The sequence below is a fragment of the Caulobacter sp. GW821-FHT11A05 genome, from assembly GCF_058809015.1.
In genome coordinates this window covers 233,275-251,371 of record NZ_JBXASF010000003.1, presented here as the reverse complement: position 1 = coordinate 251,371, position 18,097 = coordinate 233,275, and the positions used below count along the sequence as shown (strand labels likewise).

19 protein-coding genes are annotated in these 18,097 nt (G+C 68.0%); 12 read left to right on the top strand and 7 right to left on the bottom strand.

Annotated elements, in window-relative coordinates; genetic code table 11:
* Positions 1-135: 135 nt before the first annotated feature.
* The 3 genes from AC1RSK_RS07150 to AC1RSK_RS07140 are packed head-to-tail and all read left to right on the top strand — an operon-like array spanning position 136 to position 2,139.
* On the top strand, positions 136-1,176 hold the full coding sequence (locus AC1RSK_RS07150) for a Cj0069 family protein (RefSeq protein WP_492906809.1): 1,041 nt from the start codon (positions 136-138) through the stop codon (positions 1,174-1,176).
* Positions 1,173-1,712, top strand: coding sequence for a DUF1697 domain-containing protein (locus AC1RSK_RS07145; RefSeq protein ID WP_492906808.1), 540 nt, complete (start codon positions 1,173-1,175; stop codon positions 1,710-1,712). The genes AC1RSK_RS07150 and AC1RSK_RS07145 overlap by 4 nt, the downstream gene beginning before the upstream one ends.
* Positions 1,654-2,139: a glyoxalase superfamily protein gene (locus tag AC1RSK_RS07140; RefSeq protein ID WP_492906807.1), complete on the top strand. Its 486-nt coding sequence runs from the start codon at positions 1,654-1,656 to the stop codon at positions 2,137-2,139. The genes AC1RSK_RS07145 and AC1RSK_RS07140 overlap by 59 nt, the downstream gene beginning before the upstream one ends.
* Before the next feature lie 117 nt (positions 2,140-2,256).
* On the opposite strand, the gene AC1RSK_RS07135 is transcribed toward AC1RSK_RS07140, so the two are convergent.
* Complete coding sequence (locus AC1RSK_RS07135; RefSeq protein ID WP_492906806.1) at positions 2,257-3,180, bottom strand: LysR family transcriptional regulator; 924 nt, start codon at positions 3,178-3,180, stop codon at positions 2,257-2,259.
* 129 nt (positions 3,181-3,309) lie between these two features.
* Between AC1RSK_RS07135 and AC1RSK_RS07130 the strand changes: the two genes are divergently transcribed.
* From AC1RSK_RS07130 to AC1RSK_RS07115, 4 genes are all read left to right on the top strand, one after another.
* The gene (locus tag AC1RSK_RS07130) at positions 3,310-4,062 is read left to right on the top strand and encodes an SDR family oxidoreductase (protein WP_492906805.1); all 753 of its coding nucleotides are present in this window, start codon (positions 3,310-3,312) and stop codon (positions 4,060-4,062) included.
* A gap of 193 nt (positions 4,063-4,255) precedes the next feature.
* Positions 4,256-5,251 carry a tRNA dihydrouridine(20/20a) synthase DusA gene (gene dusA, locus AC1RSK_RS07125; RefSeq protein ID WP_492906875.1) on the top strand — a complete coding sequence of 332 codons (996 nt, stop codon included), beginning with the start codon at positions 4,256-4,258 and terminating at the stop codon, positions 5,249-5,251.
* A gap of 23 nt (positions 5,252-5,274) precedes the next feature.
* Positions 5,275-6,693 carry a pyridoxal phosphate-dependent decarboxylase family protein gene (locus tag AC1RSK_RS07120; RefSeq protein WP_492906804.1) on the top strand — a complete coding sequence of 473 codons (1,419 nt, stop codon included), beginning with the start codon at positions 5,275-5,277 and terminating at the stop codon, positions 6,691-6,693.
* Between the two features lie 49 nt (positions 6,694-6,742).
* Positions 6,743-7,195, top strand: coding sequence for a group III truncated hemoglobin (locus AC1RSK_RS07115; RefSeq protein WP_492906803.1), 453 nt, complete (start codon positions 6,743-6,745; stop codon positions 7,193-7,195).
* On the opposite strand, the gene AC1RSK_RS07110 is transcribed toward AC1RSK_RS07115, so the two are convergent.
* From AC1RSK_RS07110 to AC1RSK_RS07100, 3 genes are all read right to left on the bottom strand, one after another.
* Positions 7,192-7,698 (bottom strand): TIGR02281 family clan AA aspartic protease, encoded by a 507-nt coding sequence (locus AC1RSK_RS07110; RefSeq protein ID WP_492906802.1) that lies wholly within the window; start codon positions 7,696-7,698, stop codon positions 7,192-7,194. The two genes, AC1RSK_RS07115 and AC1RSK_RS07110, sit on opposite strands and share 4 nt — an antisense overlap.
* Before the next feature lie 90 nt (positions 7,699-7,788).
* Positions 7,789-8,019, bottom strand: coding sequence for a DUF1289 domain-containing protein (locus AC1RSK_RS07105; RefSeq protein WP_492906801.1), 231 nt, complete (start codon positions 8,017-8,019; stop codon positions 7,789-7,791).
* Positions 8,016-8,498, bottom strand: a complete 483-nt coding sequence (locus tag AC1RSK_RS07100; protein ID WP_492906800.1) for a PaaI family thioesterase — start codon at positions 8,496-8,498, stop codon at positions 8,016-8,018. The genes AC1RSK_RS07105 and AC1RSK_RS07100 overlap by 4 nt, the downstream gene beginning before the upstream one ends.
* A gap of 205 nt (positions 8,499-8,703) precedes the next feature.
* Between AC1RSK_RS07100 and AC1RSK_RS07095 the strand changes: the two genes are divergently transcribed.
* From AC1RSK_RS07095 to AC1RSK_RS07075, 5 genes are all read left to right on the top strand, one after another.
* Positions 8,704-9,030 carry a hypothetical protein gene (locus tag AC1RSK_RS07095; protein WP_492906799.1) on the top strand — a complete coding sequence of 109 codons (327 nt, stop codon included), beginning with the start codon at positions 8,704-8,706 and terminating at the stop codon, positions 9,028-9,030.
* Positions 9,031-9,263: 233 nt separating this feature from the next.
* Positions 9,264-10,478 (top strand): acyl-CoA dehydrogenase family protein, encoded by a 1,215-nt coding sequence (locus AC1RSK_RS07090; protein WP_492906798.1) that lies wholly within the window; start codon positions 9,264-9,266, stop codon positions 10,476-10,478.
* Between the two features lie 45 nt (positions 10,479-10,523).
* Complete coding sequence (locus tag AC1RSK_RS07085) at positions 10,524-11,669, top strand: acyl-CoA dehydrogenase family protein (RefSeq protein ID WP_492906797.1); 1,146 nt, start codon at positions 10,524-10,526, stop codon at positions 11,667-11,669.
* A gap of 108 nt (positions 11,670-11,777) precedes the next feature.
* Entirely contained in the window at positions 11,778-12,455 is a 678-nt protein-coding gene (locus AC1RSK_RS07080; protein WP_492906796.1) for a nitroreductase, read from the top strand.
* 581 nt (positions 12,456-13,036) lie between these two features.
* Positions 13,037-14,839 (top strand): hypothetical protein, encoded by a 1,803-nt coding sequence (locus tag AC1RSK_RS07075; protein WP_492906795.1) that lies wholly within the window; start codon positions 13,037-13,039, stop codon positions 14,837-14,839.
* Here AC1RSK_RS07075 and AC1RSK_RS07070 read toward each other — a convergent pair.
* The 3 genes from AC1RSK_RS07070 to AC1RSK_RS07060 are packed head-to-tail and all read right to left on the bottom strand — an operon-like array spanning position 14,809 to position 18,096.
* Positions 14,809-15,675: a hypothetical protein gene (locus AC1RSK_RS07070; RefSeq protein WP_492906794.1), complete on the bottom strand. Its 867-nt coding sequence runs from the start codon at positions 15,673-15,675 to the stop codon at positions 14,809-14,811. The genes AC1RSK_RS07075 and AC1RSK_RS07070 overlap by 31 nt on opposite strands.
* 8 nt (positions 15,676-15,683) lie before the next feature.
* A complete protein-coding gene (locus tag AC1RSK_RS07065; protein ID WP_492906793.1) occupies positions 15,684-16,274 on the bottom strand; it encodes a 3-keto-disaccharide hydrolase in 591 nt (196 codons plus the stop codon).
* Positions 16,275-16,296: 22 nt separating this feature from the next.
* Positions 16,297-18,096, bottom strand: coding sequence for an aminopeptidase P family protein (locus AC1RSK_RS07060; RefSeq protein ID WP_492906792.1), 1,800 nt, complete (start codon positions 18,094-18,096; stop codon positions 16,297-16,299).
* Position 18,097 lies beyond the last annotated feature (1 nt).

Genomic DNA, 18,097 nt, shown 5'->3' with positions numbered 1-18,097 from the left:
TCAAAGCGACTGGACGGCGCGGCGGGAGCGGGTCTAGGCTCCGCGGCGTCGGGGCCCGCGCGGGTCGCCCCGAAGACGACCTGTCGTCCAAGCACCCGCTCCTTGCGATCCCGCCCGGGACGAGAAGGAGCTGTGATGGACCATCCCCTCAACATCGGCTTGATGTGGCGCGGCCCGGCCGGCGCGCCGGTCCCTGATCCGGCCGACAGCCGTTTCCACCTGATCTTCGCGGCGCTGGAGGCGCTGGGAGCCAGGGCGGTTCCGCTGCTCTACGACGAGGCCGCTGTTGGGCTGCGCGAGCGGCTGCTGGCGCTGGACGGCCTGCTGGTCTGGGTCGATCCGATCAGCGAGGCGGGCGACCGCTCGGCGCTCGATCCCCTGCTGCGCGAGGTGGCGGCGGCCGGAGTCTGGGTCAGTTCGCATCCGGACGTCATCCAGAAGATGGGCGTCAAGGCGGTGCTGTACGACACCCGCGCGCTGGGCTGGGGCGTCGACACCCGGCGCCATGCGACGCCCGACGCCCTTGCGGCGGCATTGCCCGGCCTGCTGGACGAGGGCCCCCGGGTGCTCAAGCAGCGGCGCGGAAACGGCGGCATCGGGGTGTGGAAGGTCAGCTGGGCGGGGAGGGGAGAGGTCGAGGTGCTGCACGCCCGGCGGGGCAGCCTGCCCGAACGCATCACCCTGGACGCGCTGCTGGCGCGGATGGCGCCCTATTTCGAGAACGACGGGCTGATCATCGACCAGCCGTTCCAGCCGCGCCTGCCGGAGGGGATGATCCGCTGCTACGTCAGCGGCGAGACGGTGGTCGGCTACGGCCAGCAGCTGATCAAGGCCCTCCTGCCGCCGCCGCCCGAGGGGCCCGACAGCCCCCAGGCCCAGCCCGGCCCCCGCATCATGCACCCGCCGGACGCCCCGGCCTTCGCGGCCCTGCGCCGCCGGATGGAGGAGGAGTGGATCCCCGGCCTGCGCCGGCTGTTGGACATCCGAAGCGAGGACATGCCGGCCTTGTGGGACGCCGACTTCCTGCTGGGCCCGCGCGATGCGGCCGGGGCGGACAACTATGTTCTCTGCGAGATCAACATCAGCTCCGTGGCGCCCTATCCCGACAGCGCGGCGGGGCCGGTGGCGGCCTGGGCCGCCGAGCGGGCGGCGGCGCGGAAAGGTCCTTTGCGATGACCAATGCGTACGTGGCGCTGCTCTACAGCATCACCCTCGGCGACAGAGGGCGGGTGAGGATGGCTGAGTGGCGGGAGATGATGGCCTCCCTTGGCCTGCGCAACCCGCGCACGCTGATCGCGACCGGCAATGCGGTGTTCGAGAGCGAGATCGCCTCGAGTCAGCGGCTGGAGACATTGCTGGAGGATGCCTTCGCCGGCGCCTTCGGACGACGGGTGGACACCATCGTTCGGACCGCGGAGCGCTGGCGGCGGTTGGTCGGCGGCAATCCCTTCGTCGAGGAATCCCGAGGCGAGGGCGATCGCGTGGCGGTCCGGGTCATGCGTGAGCCGCTGAGCCCGGATGTGGCGGCGATGCTCGGCCCCTACGCGACCCAAGGCGAGCGCCTGGAGATCGTCGATGGCGACCTTTGGCTCCATTTCCGCGACCAGCCGGCCCAATCCAGGCTTCTGCCGGTCCTCACGGCCAAACGCCTCGGTGTCGGCACATTGCGCAATTGGAATACCGTGCGCCGGATTGGTGAGATGCTGGACTGATCGAGCCTCCCGCCTCGGACGCGCCCGCCTTGAACGCCAAACGAGAGGACAGATCATGGACTGGAAGCTGGAGTTGGTCGCCGTGCCCGTCTCGGACGTGGACCGCGCGAAGGCCTTCTATTCTGAACAGGCCGGTTTCACGGTCGATCACGATCATACCGTCAACGACGACCTCCGCTTCATCCAGCTGACGCCGCCGGGCTCTGCCTGTTCGATCGCGCTGGGGAAGGGCGTCACGACGGCGGTTCCAGGGTCCGTACAGGGCCTGCAACTGGTCGTTTCCGACGTCGCGGCCGCGCGGGCGGAACTGATCGGGCGCGGCATGGATGTGGGCGAGGTCCAGGAGTATCCCTGGGGCAGGTTCATCTTCTTCAGCGATCCGGACGGCAACCGCTGGGCCGTCCAGCAACTGCCCGATCGTCTCTGACGCCTCATCGTTTTGACGATGGTTGCCAGTCTCCGCGCGCGAAAAAGGATCGTAGAAGGTCGCGGAATGGCGATCCCGCGGCCCTCTCTGTCCTTCCAGCGACTCTGGCGTGTGCGTTCAGCTCCGGTCGTCACCTTCAACCGAAGGTGAGAGAGGCACATTCAGGGTCTCGACCTTGGAAAACGCCGCGGCCATGAAGTCCATGAACACCGCGGCTCGACGTGGAAGAAGGCGGTTGGCCACATAGAGGATGTGGATCGGGACGGGGGCGGCTTCGTATCCCGTGAGAATCCGCTTCAGGCGACCGGTCTTCAGTCCGTCTTCAAACAACCAGTGCGGGCCAAGGGCGACTCCCAAACCGGCAAGGGCGGCTTCCCGCGCCGCTTGCGGAGCGCTCACACGAAGGCGACCGGACACCGCAACCTCGACATCGGCGAAGCGCCAGGTCGCGCCCGTCGAAAGCAGAGAATAGACGATGCAGTCATGGTGCTTCAGATCTTGCGGGGTTTCCGGCGTCCCGCGCGCGTTCAGATAACCCGTCTCCGCGACGCATATGCGTGTGAAGAGACCGACACGCCGCGCGCGCAAGGCGCTGTCGCTGAGGTGTCCGATTCGCAGCGCTAGCTCTACGCCGTCGTCGACCAGGTTCACGAACCGATCGGAAATCTGCAGATCGAGTTGGAGATCCGGGTAGGCCCTCAGGAACTCCGGAACCCGCGGCATCAGAAACTCGTGGGCGAAGGCCGTGGGGCATGCGACCCGCAGCAGTCCAGACGGATTGACGTCGCTCTTCAGCGCGGACTCGGCTTCGTTCATGGCGTCGAGGATGCGTCGGGCCTCCGCATAGTAGCGCTCGCCCTCGGGCGTCAGGCGCAGCTTTCGCGTGGAGCGCTGCAGGAGCCGGTGCTGAAGATGGCTCTCGAGGGCCGCCACATGGCGGCTCACGTTCGGCTGGCTCTGCCCGAGATCTCTCGCGGCGGACGAGAAGCTGCCCGTCTCCACCGTCCGGACGAAGCACTCCATGGAAAGCAGGCGGTCCATCTTATCCAATTATGCGTCTGACGTATGAAGCATATGCGATACGACCGACTTATCTCATTCCGAGCATGAGCGCATCTTGCAGACACCGAGACGGAACGCATCCGCCTCAAGGTTTTCAAGGATCGTCCCATGTCTCGACTTACCGGCAAACGCACCCTCATCACCGGCGGCACGACCGGGATCGGCCTGGCCGCCGCCAAGAGCTTCCTGGCCGAGGGCGCCCGCGTCATCATCACCGGCGTGAACCCCGACAGCCTGGCCAGCGCCCGGGCGGAACTGGGTTCTGACGTCACCGTGCTCGCCGCCGATTCCGCTAACATCGGCGCGCAGCGCGAGCTGGCCGCGGCCGTCGCCGCCGAATACGGCCAGCTTGACGTCGCCTTCATCAACGCTGGCGTGTCCGTGTGGCAGCCCATCGAGGCCTGGACCGAGGAGGCCTATGACCGCTCCTTCGCGATCAACGTCAAGGGCCCCTACTTCCTGATCCAGTCGCTGTTGCCGGTCTTCGCCAACCCCGCGTCCGTGATCCTCAACACCTCGGTCAACGCCCATGTCGGCATGACGAATTCATCGGTCTACGCCGCGACCAAGGCCGCGTTCCTGAGCCTGTCGAAGACGCTCTCGAACGAGCTGATCGGGCGCGGCGTTCGCCTCAACGCCGTCAGCCCCGGACCGGTGGAAACACCGCTCTACGACAAGCTTGGTATCTCGGACACCCATCGCGCCCAGATGACCCAGGCGATCACAGCAAGCATTCCGTTCGGTCGTTTCGGCTCGCCCGAGGAAGTAGCCAAGGCGGTGCTCTATCTCGCCTCCGATGAATCCGCCTGGACCGTGGGCTCGGAAATCATTGTCGATGGCGGACGCAGCCTTAACGGCTGAGCATCCGCCGCGGCGGCCTTGTAGCGACCCTTGCGGCGAACCTGGGCGCGCCACGACCCAAGCGAGGGCTTCGTGAAGGTGGCCATTTTCGTGTGCGCTCCGTGTGCGCTGACTCGTCGAAAGGCCGCGAAAAACGTCGTGCGATAGCGTAAAACGGAGTGCCCACGCCGCGAACCAACCCTTTGAAGATGCGATAAAATTGAAGCAATTTCAAGCACATAGATTGTCCATTGCACCCATGATGGACTGGACCGACCGTCACTGCCGGGCGCTGCACCGGACGCTTACCGGGCGGGCGCTGCTCTATACCGAGATGGTCACCACCGGCGCCGTGCTGCACGGAGACCGCGAGCGGCTGCTGGGCTATGATCCGGTCGAGCACCCGGTGGCCCTGCAGCTGGGCGGCTCCGACCCCGCTGATCTGGCGGCCAGCGCCAGGATCGGCGCGGCGCTGGGCTATGACGAGATCAACCTCAACGTCGGCTGTCCGTCGGACCGGGTGCAGTCGGGGCGGTTCGGGGCCTGCCTGATGCGCGAGCCGGAGCTGGTGGCCGACTGCATGGCGGCGATGATCGCCGCCGTCGATGTGCCGGTGACCGTCAAATGCCGCATCGGGGTCGACGACCAGGAGCCGGAGGAGAGCCTGTTCAAGCTCGTCGACCTGTCGGCCGCCGCCGGGGTTCAAACCTTTGTCGTCCACGCCCGCATGGCCTGGCTGAAAGGGCTGTCGCCGAAGGAGAACCGGGACATTCCGCCGCTCGACTATCCGCTGGTCTACCGGCTGAAGCGCGAGCGGCCGGATCTGACCATCGTCATCAACGGCGGCGTCGCCTCGCTTGAGGAGGCGGAGGCGCATCTGGCGCATGTCGACGGGGTGATGATGGGGCGGGCCGCCTATCATGAGGCCGGGCTGCTGGGCGAGGTCGACCGGCGTGTGTTCGGCGTTGACGGTGCGGACGTCTCGCCGTTCGAGGCGGTCGAGCGCTATCGGCCCTATCTGCTGACCCAGCTGGAGCGGGGTGTCCATCTGCCGGCCATGGCGCGGCACATGCTGGGTCTGTTCCACGGTCGCCCGGGGGCGCGTAGCTGGCGGCGGATCCTGACCGTCGAAGGGGTCAAGCCTGGGGCCGGCATCGAGGTCGTTGACCGGGCGCTGGACGCGGTGAGCGGCGCGCGGGAAGCTGCCTGACACCCGCCGGTTGGGGAGGCATCATGACGGACTGGATCGAGGACGGCGCGCGGGCGCTCGGCGTCGCGCACGCGCGGGCCGGGGACTACCGGTCGACGGTGGATACCGGGCCGCCACGACCGACAGCGACCGCCCTGGAGCTGGAGGCGCTGTTCGGCGGGCCGACGCCGGAGGACGGCGGGGACTGGGCGGAGGTGGTCGAGGCGCTGGACGATGCGGCGCGGCCCGGGTTGATGGCGATGACCGGCCGGCGGTTCTACGGCTGGGTGATCGGGCGCTCGCACCCGGTCGGGGTGGCGGCCGACTGGCTGACCGGCATCTGGGGGCAGAACGCCGGCAACTACAGCGCCGCGCCGGCCGCGGCCATGGCCGAGAAGGCGGCCTCGGCCTGGCTGCTGGATATCCTCGACCTGCCTCGCGAGAGCTCGATCGGCTTCGTTACCGGAGCGACGATGGCCAACTTCGTGGGGCTGGCGGCGGGGCGCAACGAGGTGTTGCGCAAGGTCGGCTGGGATGTCGAGGCCGACGGCCTGATCGGCGCGCCGGAGGTCAAGGTCTTCCTTGGCGAGGAGGCGCACGCGACGGTGCATTCGGCCCTTCGCTATCTTGGGCTTGGCTCGCGGCGGGCGGTGCGGGTGGCGGTTGACGCCGACGGACGGATGCAGGCGGCGGCCCTGGCCGAAGCCCTGGCCGCGCACGATGGACCCGGGATCGTTGTCGCCCAGGCCGGGCAGATCAACAGCGGGGCCATCGACCCGATGGTCGAGATCGCGGCGGCGGCAAGGGCGGCCGGGGCCTGGCTGCATGTCGACGGCGCCTTTGGGCTGTGGGCGCGGGCGGCGCCGGAGACCGCCCATCTCGCCGTTGGGTTGGACCTGGCCGACAGCTGGGCTACCGACGGGCACAAATGGCTGCAGCTGCCCTATGACTGTGGCCTGGCCATCGTGAAGGACACCGCCGCCCATCAGCGGGCGATGAGCATCACCGCCGCCTACCTGCCGCCCTCGGGCAGCGCCGAGCATGACCCCGCCCTCTATGTGCCGGAGCTGTCGCGGCGGGCGCGCGGCTTCGCCGCCTGGGCGGTGCTGCGGGCGCTGGGACGAAGCGGCATAGCGGCCATGGTGCGCGACCATTGCGCCCTGGCGGCGCGGCTGGGCGAAATCCTGGCGGCCGAGCCGGGGATCGAGATCCTCAACACCATCGCTCTCAATCAGGTGGTGATCGGGTTCGGGGTCGGCGAGCCGCCGGAGCGCCAGGATGACCTGGCGCGGGCTGCCGTGGCCGCCCTGCAGGAGGACAACCTCTGCTACGCCGGCGTCACGGCCTGGCGGGGGCGTTGGGCGATGCGGGTGTCGGTGATCTCGCTGGGGCTGACCGAGGACGACATCGATGTGCTGGCCGGGGCGATCATCGCCGCCTGGCGGCGTGTCAGAAGCGCCTAGGGGTTATCCCTTGGTTGCGGGATGAGGCGCCGGCCCCTAACTCAGCCCTATGGCCGACAGACCAGCAGATCATCCTCGCGGCGAAGGCCCGCGCGTCGGCCCGGGCGTCGCCGTCGGCATCGACGAGGCGATGATCCGCGACCTGGTGGACGCCTTCTATGCCCGGGTCCGCGAGGACGCGGCGCTGGGACCGATCTTCGACCGGGCGATCGGCGAGAGCTGGGACGTTCACCTGGCCAAGCTGTACGACTTCTGGTCGTCGGTGATGCTGGCGACCGGCCGCTTCCAGGGGCGGCCGATGCAGGTTCACAACCGCCTGCCCGACATCCGGCCCGAGCATTTCGGCCGGTGGCTGGCGCTGTTCGGCGATACGGCGCGCGAGGTCTGTCCGCCGGCCGCGGCGGCGCTGTTCGTCGAGCGGGCGACGATGATCGGCCGCAGCCTGGAGCTGGGGCTGGCGGTGTCGCGCGGCGAGCTGCCGCCGCTGCGGCAGCCGGCCTAGGGTTTCAGGATCAGCGCCGTGCGGGTGGCCTCGAAGGAGGACAGCCGGCCGAGGTAGCTCATGCCGAGCAGCGAGGTTTCCAGGCCGCTCTGCAGCACCAGGGCGTCGACGTTCTCGACCCGGGCGCCGGCGATGGTGACGCTGCGCAGCTTGACCTGGGCGGCCATGGTCTTGCCGTCGGCGGTGGTCACCGGCACGCCGTAGGTGAGCTTGGAGAGATCGAGGCCCAGGCGCTGGGCGTCGGTGGCGGTCAGGGCGACGGCGGTGGCGCCGGTATCGACCAGGAAGCGCACGGCGCTGCCGTTGACGTCGGCGGTGGCCCAGTAGTGGCCATCGGCGGCCTTGGTCACCTGCGCGGGCGTCGGCCTGTTGGAGACGGGCGTGGTGGCCAGCTGGACGTTGGCGGCCGAGGCCTGCTGTGAGGGATCGAACCTGACGACGGCGCTGGCCGCGCCGACGGCCGACAATGCTCCCACCAGCACGACTGCTGCGAACCTCAACATTGATGACACCCCGCCCTTTTGGCTTCGTCGGGCCGTTCTGGACGGGCCGTTGAGAAGCGTTCTAGCGGCTCAGGGTTTGCATCCGGTGAATCAGCCGGCGAAGAGTCCGAGCTTCTCCGGACGGATGCGCGACCGGCGGGTTGGCAGTTCGGCCATCAGCCGGTCGCGCTCTTCGGCGCTGAATCCGGCCCAGCCGCCGATTTCGGCGAGGGTGCGGAAGCAGCCGAGACAGAGGTTGCTCTCGGGATCGACGATGCAGACCTTCACGCAGGGGGTGGTGATGGCCTTGGGAGGGCTCGTGTAGGGCGGGCCGAGGGTCACGAGACGGCTCCTTCGGGGATGGCGTAGGCGACGGTGGCCTTGGCGGCGGCGCGGTCGGGCCCTTCGGTCCACATCAGCACATCGACGGTGGCGATGCGGCGGCCCAGCCGCAACAGCCGGCCCTCGGCCATCAGCCGGCCCGGCTTGCAGGGGCGCAGGAAGTGGATGTTGAGGGAGGTCGTCACCGCCATCGCCACCTCGCCGATATGGGCCAGGATCAGGCTGTAGGCGGCGCTGTCGGCCAGGCCCATCAGGGTCGGGCCGGAGATGACGCCGCCGGGGCGCAGGTTGCGCTCGGAGGTCGGCATGGCCAGGGTGACGATGCCGGGATCGACGCGGATCACCTTGACCATCTGTTCAGGGTCGCCATGCGGGAAGGCGCGCGACAGGAAGGCGTTGAGCTGGGCGGCGTCCATGCGCAGGGCGCCCAGGCCGGGGCCGGTGAGGCCGCTCGTGAGATCGGAAGGCGTGTCGGTCATCGCCCCCAAGGATCGCGGGCCGGCGGCGCGCTGGCAAGTGAGACAAAACCGTCAAGACGGCGCCATGATTTCGCCCGAAGCATTACAACAAGTTTAGATATGAAATCTATGTAATACTCGGAGTCTTTCAAGAGTTTAATTTGTGAATACGGTGTTCGTGGCGCACCCTCCAGTCATCGAATTCAATCACTGACGGGAGCGACCCATGAAGACCCTGCTGATCTCCGCTACATTGCTGGCGCTCGCCGGCGCCACCGCGGTAGCCGCTCAGCCGGCCGAGCGTCTGAGCGACGCTCAGTTCGTCAAGGCGGCCCGCTGCAAGGGCCTGGCCAAGGCCGACGGCGTCGACACCAAGGGTGTCGACCAGGTGCTGAAGGCCAACAAGCGTGGCCGCGCCGACTGGATCGTCGACAAGGCCATGAACGCCCAGGACGACGCCCAGGCCGAGGCCAGCCGCGCTGATGCGACGCGCAGGGCCGAATTGATCGCCGAGCGGAACGGCGCCTGCCAGGCCTTCGGCGTGGCGGGGTAATTTCGCACTCTCTATCGAGCACCCAGAGCCCCTTGGCGCCCCGTCCCCCCGACGGGGCGCTCTTTTCTTTGGGGTCGGCTCCGTGGGCGTCGCGGTGTCGCGTTAGGTTGAACTTTCTAGGGACAGCAAAAGTCCTTACGTTGACGCAAGCGTCATCTTTCCAAACAAGTGTTTGGCGCCTATGATCGCTTCCGACTAGAACACGGCCCAAAGAGCCGCGCCGGGAGCCCCTGATGAACCTCGACTTTTCGCCCGAAGATCTCGCCTTCCGCGACGAGGTCCGCGCCTTCGTGACCGAAAACTATCCCGCCGAGCTGCGGGCGAAAGCCTCGGAGGGAGAGGAGCTGTCCAAGGCGGACTTCCTCTCCTGGCACAAGATTCTGGCCAAGAAGGGCTGGGTGGCCCCGTCCTGGCCCAAGGAGTGGGGCGGCTGCGGCTGGACCTCGACCCAGAAATACCTGTTCGGCGAGGAGATGGCCCGGGCGGACGCGATTCCGATCCTGCCCTTCGGCGTCGCCATGGTGGCCCCGGTGATCTACACCTTCGGCACCCAGGAGCAGAAGGAACGCTACCTGCCGAAAATCTACAACGGCGAGGAATGGTGGTGCCAGGGCTACTCCGAGCCGGGCTCGGGATCGGACCTGGCGTCGCTGAAGACCAAGGCCGAACGCATCACCGGCGACGACGGCAAGGAATACTACCTGGTCAACGGCCAGAAGACCTGGACCACCCTGGCCCAGCACGCCGACTGGGGCTTCTTCCTGGTCCGCACCAATCCGGACGCCAAGATCCAGGAAGGCATCAGCTTCCTGCTGATCGACATGAAGAGCCCGGGCATCACCGTGCGTCCGATCATCACCATCGACGGCAGCCACGAGGTCAACGAGGTCTGGCTGGAGAACGTCAAGGTTCCGGTCGAGAACCGCGTGTTCGAGGAGAACAAGGGCTGGACCTGCGCCAAGTTCCTGCTGGCCCATGAACGCTCCGGCATCGCCGGCGTGGCGCGCTCCAAGCGCGGCGTCGAGCGGGTTCGCGAAATGGCCTCGGCCGAGGCCGGCGACGACGGCTCGGCCCTGCTCAAGGACGCCGACTTCAAGCGCAAGGTCGCCGAACTGGAGATCGACCTGACGGCGCTGGAATACACCGAGCTGCGGGTGCTGGCCTCGGAAAGCGCCGGCAAGGGCCCGGGTCCGGAATCCTCCCTCCTGAAGATCAAGGGCACGGAAATCCAGCAGCGGCTGACCGAGCTGGCCCTGGAAGCGGCGGGCCACTACGCCTCGCCCTACTTCCGCGGCTTCCCGGCCGACGGCGACAACATGCACCCGATCGGCCCGGAGAGCGCCCACCGCACCGCGCCCAACTACTTCAACACCCGCAAGACCTCGATCTATGGCGGGTCGAACGAAATCCAGCGCAACATCATCGCCAAGATGGTCCTCGGCCTTTAAGGCTCGAAGGAACCGCAGCAGAAACGCCAAGCTTAGGGACGCCCGATGGACTTCAATTTCTCCGAAGAGCAATCGATGCTGCGCGACACCGTCGCCAGCTTCCTGCAGGACAAGTACGACTTCGAAAAGCGCCAGAAGCTGATCAAGTCCGAGAGCGGCTGGAGCCCGGAAATCTGGGAAGCCTTCGCCAATGAGCTGGGCATCCTCGGCGCGCCGTTCAGCGAAGAGCTGGGCGGCCTGGGCGGCGGCGCCATCGAAAACATGATCGTCATGGAAGAGTTCGGCAAAGCCCTGGTGGTCGAGCCCTACCTCGGCACCGTGGTGATCGGCGGCGGCTTCCTGAAGCATTCGGGCTACGCCGGCGCGGCCGACCTGATCGCCGGCATCATCGAGGGCAAGGTCACCATCGCCTTCGCCTACGCCGAGCCGCAGGCCCGCTACAGCTGGAACGACATCAAGACGACGGCCAAGAAGGACGGCGACGGCTATGTGCTGAACGGCCACAAGGCGGTCGTCATCGGCGCCCCCTGGGCCAGCCACCTGATCGTCACCGCCCGCACCAGCGGCGGCCAGCGCGATGAGGCCGGCGTCTCGGTGTTCATCGTCGAGAAGGGCGCCAAGGGCATCGTCACCCGCGACTACCCGACCGTCGACGGCCAGCGCGCCTCGGAAGTCTACCTCGAGAACGTCACCGTCCCGGCCAGCGCCCTGATCGGCGAAGAAGGCAAGGGCCTCCCCCTGGTCAACAAGGTGCTGGACGAAGCCGCCGCGGCCGCCTGCGCCGAGGCCGTCGGGGCCATGCGCAAGATGCATGAGCAAACCCTCGACTACGCCCGCCAGCGCAAGCAGTTCGGCACCGCCATCGCCAACTTCCAGGTGCTGCAGCATCGGATGGTCGACATGTTCATGAACGTCGAGCAGTCGGTGTCGATGACCTACATGGCCACCCTGAAGCTCGACGAGAGCGACGCCGAGCGGGCCAAGGCCGTCTCGGCCGCCAAGGTGCAGATCGGCAAGGCCTGCAAGTTCGTCGGCCAGAACGCCATCCAGATCCACGGCGGCATGGGCATGACCGAGGAACTGGCCGTCGGCCACTACTTCAAGCGGGCGACGATGATCGAGGGCCTCTACGGCTCGGTCGACCATCATCTGCGCCGCTACGAGACACTGAGCTTCGGCAAGGCCGCCTGAGGCCTTCGGCTTTCAGAGGCGCAAGGCCCGGTCGCTCCCAGCGGTCGGGCCTTTTTTCCGGTTGGGTTCTGCTCCGCCACCTCACCAAAGTCAGCATAGGGGTCAGCCATGAGGTTCGACGACGTGGTTCTGGGGCGCCGTAGCATCCGGGGCTATAAGCCCGAGCCGGTGCCGAAGGCGGTGATCAAGGAGGTCATCGAACTGGCCATGCGGGCGCCGTCGTCGCTGAATACCCAGCCGTGGAATTTCTACGTAGTGGCCGGCGAGCCGCTCGACCGCATCCGGGCCGGCAACACCGAGCGCAACCTGGCTGGCGTACCCCACAGCCGCGAGTTCCGCATTCACGGCGAATACGGCGGTCACCATCGCGAGCGGCAGATCGGCGTCGCCAAGCAGCTGTTCGCGGCCATGGGCATCGAGCGGGAAGACAAGGCTGGACGCCAGGACTGGGTGCTGCGCGGCTTTCGCCAGTTCGACGCGCCGGTGTCGATCGTGGTGACCTACGACCGCTCGATCCACGGCGGCGACATCGCCCCCTTCGACTGCGGCGCGGTGGCCAACGCCCTGGTCAACGCCGCCTGGTCGCGGGGGCTGGGCTGCGTGATCAACAGCCAGGGCATCATGCAGTCGCCGGTGGTGCGTGAGCACGCGGCCATCCCGGAGGACCAGGTGATCATGATCTGCATCGCCATGGGCTATCCCGACGACGCCTTCCCGGCCAACGCCGTGGTCTCGCAGCGCAAGAGCGTCGATGAGGCGGCGGTGTTCGTGGGGTTTGAGGATTGATCTCCCCGAACGGCTTGTCGAAGCGGTCTACGACTATACCACGCCGCCGATATGGGAAGCGGCTGTTTTCCATCAAACCGCTGATTTAACGTGATAATTTGGTGGCGGCTGGCGCTGTGAACGTTGACATCGGCGTTGATGAAGCGTGGGCGCCGGGGCGGGAAATGTTGACCGGTGGGTGAGGGGAAGGCGCCTACGGCGCCGGCGCGGCCTGACGACGGCGCATGGCTGGAACGGGTGTTGGTGGCTGGTCGAGGGGGCATCCGACGCCTCTCCACCGTCCTTGGATGAATAAGTCTAGACATATTGCGCGCGGTCTCGGATCTTGCGCGCGGTCTCGGATCGACCGCCGATCGGGTCCAATTCGCGTGAACCGCGCATCACAACTTAAACGAGCGAATCACTAAATTGGGTCTATAGTTGTCCCGGGCGATGACACGGGGCCCAAACGCCCAACCCCAGCCCACGCGTCATCGAGGCCCGCCCGGCCGCACCCCCGCTGCACAGAGAGCCGGGCGGGCTCCCCCGCTTTCCTGGGGCAACGGCGCTGATATGGTGCGCCCCAATCCCCGGGAAGCATCATGATTTCAGTCTCTCGCCGTTCGGCCATCGCCCTGTCCGCCTCGGCCCTGGCGCTGGCCGCCGCACCGCGGGGTCTTGCCCAGACGACGCCTGTCGAATGGACGCCGGACCAGGCCAAGGCCATCCTCGACAAGACCCAGGCCCTGACCCTGGCGCCGGATCTTAGCCACCTGTCGGCCGGCGAGCAGGCCGCGGTCGGCAAGCTTCTGGCCGTCGGGACCATCTTCCAGGATGTCTACGAGCTGCAGCGGCACCGCGCCGCCCTGCAGGTGCGCGGCGCCCTCAGCCGGCGCACCGACGCCCATGGCCGCGATCTGGCCACCCTGTACCGGGTGTTCCAGGGACCGATCGCCACGACGCTGGACAACAAGCGCCTTCCCTTCGTCGCCATCGACGACGCGCCGCCCGGCAAGAACGTCTACCCCTGGGACCTGACCAAGGCCGAGTTCGAAGCCTATCTCGCCGCCCATCCGGACCAGAAGGCGGCGCTGACCCATGAGCGCTCGGTGGTCCGCCGCGCCGACAAGCCGACCCTGCTGAGAGACCTGGGCAAGCTGAAGCGCTATCCGGCCCTCGACACCCTGCACCCGGGTCTGCGGGCGCGGCTCGAGCGGCTCAGCCGCCGGCCGGACCCGAAGACGCTGTACGCGGCGCCCTATTCGGTCGCCTACGCCGACGAGATGATCCGCTGCCACGCCCTGCTCAATGAGGCGGCCGATGCGGTCGAGGCCGACGACTGGGCCTTCGCCAAATACCTGCGCAACCGCTCGCGCGACCTGCTCAGCGACGACTACGAGTCCGGCGACGCCGCCTGGCTGAAGGGCCGGTTCAGGAACCTCAACGCCCAGATCGGCGCCTATGAGAGCTACGACGACGAGCTGGCGGGCACGCGGGCCTTCTACAGCTTCAGCCTGCTGGCGGCGCGCAACGCGGAGGGGGCGGCGCTGCGCAAGGCGATGAGCGGCGTCCAGGCGCTGGAGGACAGCCTGCCGACCCCGAGCCACAGGAAGGTGCAGGAGGACATTCCGGTCGGCGTCTACGACGTCATCGCCGACTTCGGCCAGGCGCGCGGGGCCAACACCGCCACCAACCTGCCCAACGAGGCCTATCTGGTCGAGCGCTACGGCAGCATCATCCTTCTGCGCGTCAACATCATGCGCAATCCCGACCTCTTCAAAGGCAGCGGCGACACCTTCGGGGCGGCGATGGCCCAGCCCTACGCCGGCCATCTGACCTCGGACGCCAACTTCTATCGCACCCTTTGGCATGAGGTCGGCCACTATCTGGGCCCGGACCTGACCAAGGACGGCGGCCAGTTCGCCGACGCGCTGGGCGCCGACGCCAGCCTGCTGGAGGAGATGAAGGCCGACCTGGTCTCGCTGTTCGTGGCCAAGGCGCTGAAGACGCGCGGCTACTACACCGAGGACCAGCTGCGCTCGCTCTACGCCAGCGGCATCCTGCGCTGCCTGCAGAACAACAGGCCGCGCCGCGAGCAGCCCTACAACATGATGCAGCTGATGCAGTGGAACTGGTTCCTCGACCGCAAGGTGCTGAGCTTCGATGCGGCGACGGCGAAAATGTCGATCGACTACGGCCGCTATCACGACGCCGTGGCGGACCTGCTGAAGGCCGTGCTGGCCCTGCAGGTGAATGGCGACAAGGCGGCGGCCGAGGCCTTCATCGCCAAATGGGGGACCTGGGACGAGGCCCTGCACGGCCGGATCGCCGCCAACATCCGGGCCCAGCAGCGCTATCGCTACAGGCTGTTCAGCTACGCCGCCTTGGACGCCCGGGCGGCCTGATCCCTCAGCAGGGCGGCGAGGAGGCCAAGGCCCAGCCAGGCGCCGACGATGGGGCTTGGCCCGATCCCGAGGAAGGGGACGGGGAAGGCGCCGAAGAAGGGCGCGACTGACCAGGCCAGCAGGCAGACGCCGAGCGCCAAAGCCGGTAGCCGATGTCCGGGCGATGCGGCGGACAGCAGCGGGGTGGCGGCGGTCGCGAGCAGCAGGAGGAGCGCCAGCACGCCGGTGAGCCAGGACAGGGCAAAGGCCAGGCCGACAACGCCTTCGACTTCCGGGACCGGCGCCAAGGGATCGGGCCGCAGCCCGGCAAGCACCGCGAGGCCGACAACGACGGCCGCAAGCAGGAGGCGGGGAAGGGGCGGGCCCTTCATGCGCCATGCCGCCAGGAGAGCGACCAGCGCCAGGGTGGCGGCTTGAGAGGCGTCGGGCTGGGCGACGGTCAGTGTGAGGCTAACCAGGAGCGCGATCCAGGAGCTCAGCGGATGGCTCTCGACCCGCCCGGCGAAAGCCACCACGGCGGCCGGGACCAGAAGCATGGCGATGTTCAGGTTGAGCGGCCCAATCGCCAGCCATCGGTGGACGCCCTGCAGGTCCGGGCCGAGGAAGCTGGCCAGCAAACCGGCCGGCGCCAGCCAGAGGAATACGGGCAGGGCGTTCCGCCGGGCGGTCATGGCGATGGCCGTCGCGGCGACAGCGCCGATCGCCCAGGCCACCAGATTGCGCAGGCCCATCGTCAGCGGAACCTCGCTGGCGGAGCAGATGGCCATGCCCGCCAGAACGCTCGCCAGGGATAGGGCGCCGAAGGCCGCCAGCAGGCGGATAGAGGTCACCTTCACCGGAAAGCTCATGTCGATGGGTCGAGGACGCGAATCTCGACCTTGCGGAATTTCACCGTCCCGGACCCGTACTGCAGGGCGACAGGCCCCTCGGCGTGGGCGACATCGCGAACGCTATCGACGGTCTTTCGCCCATTGAAGACGACCGAGAAGGTATCGCTCCGGGCGCTGATCTCGAGGAGGTTCCAGCGCCCGCCGGCCTTGGGCATCGGGGAAACCGCCGCGACATCGACGATGGCGCCGGTGCCGTATGTCGGGTCCGGCCGGTTGTCGAAGAGGTTGATCTCGTAGGCGTTGACCTGGGTGATCCCCGTCCGCTGGGCGCAGCGGATGAAGATGCCCGAGTTGGCGTCGGAACTGACCCAGACCTCCACCCGCAGGTCGAAGTCGCGGTAGACGCCGTTCGAGACCAGGAAACTCATCGGGCCCTGGTCGGCCGACAGCGCGCCGTCCCGCACCGCCCAGTTGGCGTCGCCGACGGTGGTCCAGCCGCTGAGGCTCCTGCCATCGAACAGCGGCTCGAACCGTCCCTTGGCCAGGGCCGGTCCAGCCAGCCCCGCAGCGGCCAGGCCGAGCATGACGCCGCGCCTCTGGATCATGATGGTCCCCCGGTTTTGGCCGCTACAGCGGCGCGCAGGCGTCCTTCAGCCATTCGCCGGCCTCGCCGTCGACCAGAGGGCCGATCTCACGCAGGACGCGGGCGTGGTAGGTGTTGAACTGGGTGCGTTCGACCTCGGTCAGCATGTCGAGGACGACCAGCCGCTTGTCGATCGGGGCCAGGGTCAGGGCCTCGAAGCGGTGCATCGGGCGTTCGCCGCCGGGGATGTCCTCGGCCGGCATGACCACTTCCAGGTTCTCGATGCGGATGCCGTACTCGCCGCTCTTGTAGTAGCCGGGCTCGTTGGAGACGATCATGCCCGGCTGCAGGGCGACGGTGTTGGGCGCCTTGGCGATGCGGTGCGGGCCCTCATGGACGCCCAGGTAGACGCCGACGCCGTGACCGGTGCCGTGGTCGTAGTCGAGACCCTCGGACCACAGGGCGGCGCGGGCGAAGGCGTCGATGGCGCTGCCGGTGGTGCCGGACGGGAAGCGCAGGCGGGCCAGGGCCAGGTGGCCCTTGAGCACCAGGGTGTTGCGCCGGCGCATTTCCTCGGTTGGTTCGCCGATGGCGACCGTGCGGGTGACGTCGGTGGTGCCGTCCAGGTACTGGCCGCCGCTGTCGACCAGGAGGAGAGAACCAAGCTTCGCGCGTTCGTTGCTGCGGTCGGTGGGGTGATAGTGGGGCAGGGCGCCGTGGCCGTTGGCGGCGCCGATGGTGTTGAACGACAGGTCCTGCAGGACGCCGGTGGCCTCGCGGAAGCCTTCCAGCTTGGCGACGGCCTCCTTCTCGTCGGGCGGGTTGATCTGGCCTTCGGTGGCCAGCCAGTGGAGGAAACGGCTCAGCGCCGCGCCGTCCCGGCGGTGGGCCTCGCGGGTGCCGGCGATCTCGACGGCGTTCTTGCAGGCCCGGGGCAGGGTGCAGGGATCCATGCCGCGGATGACCGCCTCGCCCAGCTTGTCGAAATACCAGGCCGAGGACTGGGCCGGGTCGACCAGCACCTTCTGGCCCTTCAAGGCTTCCAGGGCGGCTTCCAGGTCGTCGGGGGTTTCCAGGCTGACCTGGTTGCCCAGCCAGGCCGGCAGCTCGGTGGTCACCTTGTCCGGGTCGAGGAACAGACGCGCCGTGCCGTCGGCGCGGACCACGGCCTGGCTGAGCGGCAGGGGGGTGCGGATGACGTCGCCGCCGCGGACGTTGAACAGCCAGGCGATCGAGGCGGGGGCGGTGATCACGGCGGCGTCGGCGCCGAGCTTCTTGAGCGACTCACCGATGCGGGCCCGTTTGGCGGCGCTGTCCTCGCCGGCGTATTCGTTCGGATGGGGCGCCACCTTGGCCTTGGGCTGCGGCGGGCGTTCGGTCCCCCAGGCGGCGTCGAGGGGGTTGGTCGCAACGGGCTTCAAGGTCGCGCCGGCCTTGTCGGCGGCCTTGCGCAGGCTGCTAAGGGCATCCGGGCTGTGCAGGCGCGGGTCGTAGCCGATCACCGAACCCTTCTGCAGCTCGACGTAGGCGGGCACGCCGCCCTCGACCAGGTCGCGGATCTCGAACAGGTTCTGGTCGACCTGCTCGCGGACCTGCAGGGTGTAGCGGCCGTCGACGAAGACGGCGGCCTTGTCCTTCATGATCACCGCGGCCCCGGCCGAGCCGGTGAAGCCGGTGGCCCAGGCCAGCCGGTCGTTGGCCTCGGGCAGGTATTCGTTCTGGTGCTCGTCCTCGTGCGGCACGAGCAGGCCGTCGAGGCCCTGCTGGGCCATGGCGGCGCGGATCAGCGGCACATGGCGGGAGCCGAAGGACGGGTCGGTGGATTCATCGAAGGTCTGGCGCATG

Excerpts from the sequence above, each read along its gene's own strand:
- AC1RSK_RS07065 (WP_492906793.1), bottom strand. The coding sequence starts at position 16,274 with ATGATCCAGAGGCGCGGCGTCATGCTCGGCCTGGCCGCTGCGGGGCTG.
- AC1RSK_RS07080 (WP_492906796.1), top strand. The coding sequence starts at position 11,778 with ATGAGGTTCGACGACGTGGTTCTGGGGCGCCGTAGCATCCGGGGCTAT.
- AC1RSK_RS07060 (WP_492906792.1), bottom strand. The coding sequence starts at position 18,096 with ATGCGCCAGACCTTCGATGAATCCACCGACCCGTCCTTCGGCTCCCGC.
- AC1RSK_RS07115 (WP_492906803.1), top strand. The coding sequence starts at position 6,743 with ATGGCCGACAGACCAGCAGATCATCCTCGCGGCGAAGGCCCGCGCGTC.
- AC1RSK_RS07075 (WP_492906795.1), top strand. The coding sequence starts at position 13,037 with ATGATTTCAGTCTCTCGCCGTTCGGCCATCGCCCTGTCCGCCTCGGCC.
- AC1RSK_RS07145 (WP_492906808.1), top strand. The coding sequence starts at position 1,173 with ATGACCAATGCGTACGTGGCGCTGCTCTACAGCATCACCCTCGGCGAC.
- AC1RSK_RS07150 (WP_492906809.1), top strand. The coding sequence starts at position 136 with ATGGACCATCCCCTCAACATCGGCTTGATGTGGCGCGGCCCGGCCGGC.
- AC1RSK_RS07120 (WP_492906804.1), top strand. The coding sequence starts at position 5,275 with ATGACGGACTGGATCGAGGACGGCGCGCGGGCGCTCGGCGTCGCGCAC.
- AC1RSK_RS07095 (WP_492906799.1), top strand. The coding sequence starts at position 8,704 with ATGAAGACCCTGCTGATCTCCGCTACATTGCTGGCGCTCGCCGGCGCC.
- AC1RSK_RS07135 (WP_492906806.1), bottom strand. The coding sequence starts at position 3,180 with ATGGACCGCCTGCTTTCCATGGAGTGCTTCGTCCGGACGGTGGAGACG.
- AC1RSK_RS07100 (WP_492906800.1), bottom strand. The coding sequence starts at position 8,498 with ATGACCGACACGCCTTCCGATCTCACGAGCGGCCTCACCGGCCCCGGC.
- AC1RSK_RS07110 (WP_492906802.1), bottom strand. The coding sequence starts at position 7,698 with ATGTTGAGGTTCGCAGCAGTCGTGCTGGTGGGAGCATTGTCGGCCGTC.
- AC1RSK_RS07090 (WP_492906798.1), top strand. The coding sequence starts at position 9,264 with ATGAACCTCGACTTTTCGCCCGAAGATCTCGCCTTCCGCGACGAGGTC.
- AC1RSK_RS07130 (WP_492906805.1), top strand. The coding sequence starts at position 3,310 with ATGTCTCGACTTACCGGCAAACGCACCCTCATCACCGGCGGCACGACC.
- AC1RSK_RS07085 (WP_492906797.1), top strand. The coding sequence starts at position 10,524 with ATGGACTTCAATTTCTCCGAAGAGCAATCGATGCTGCGCGACACCGTC.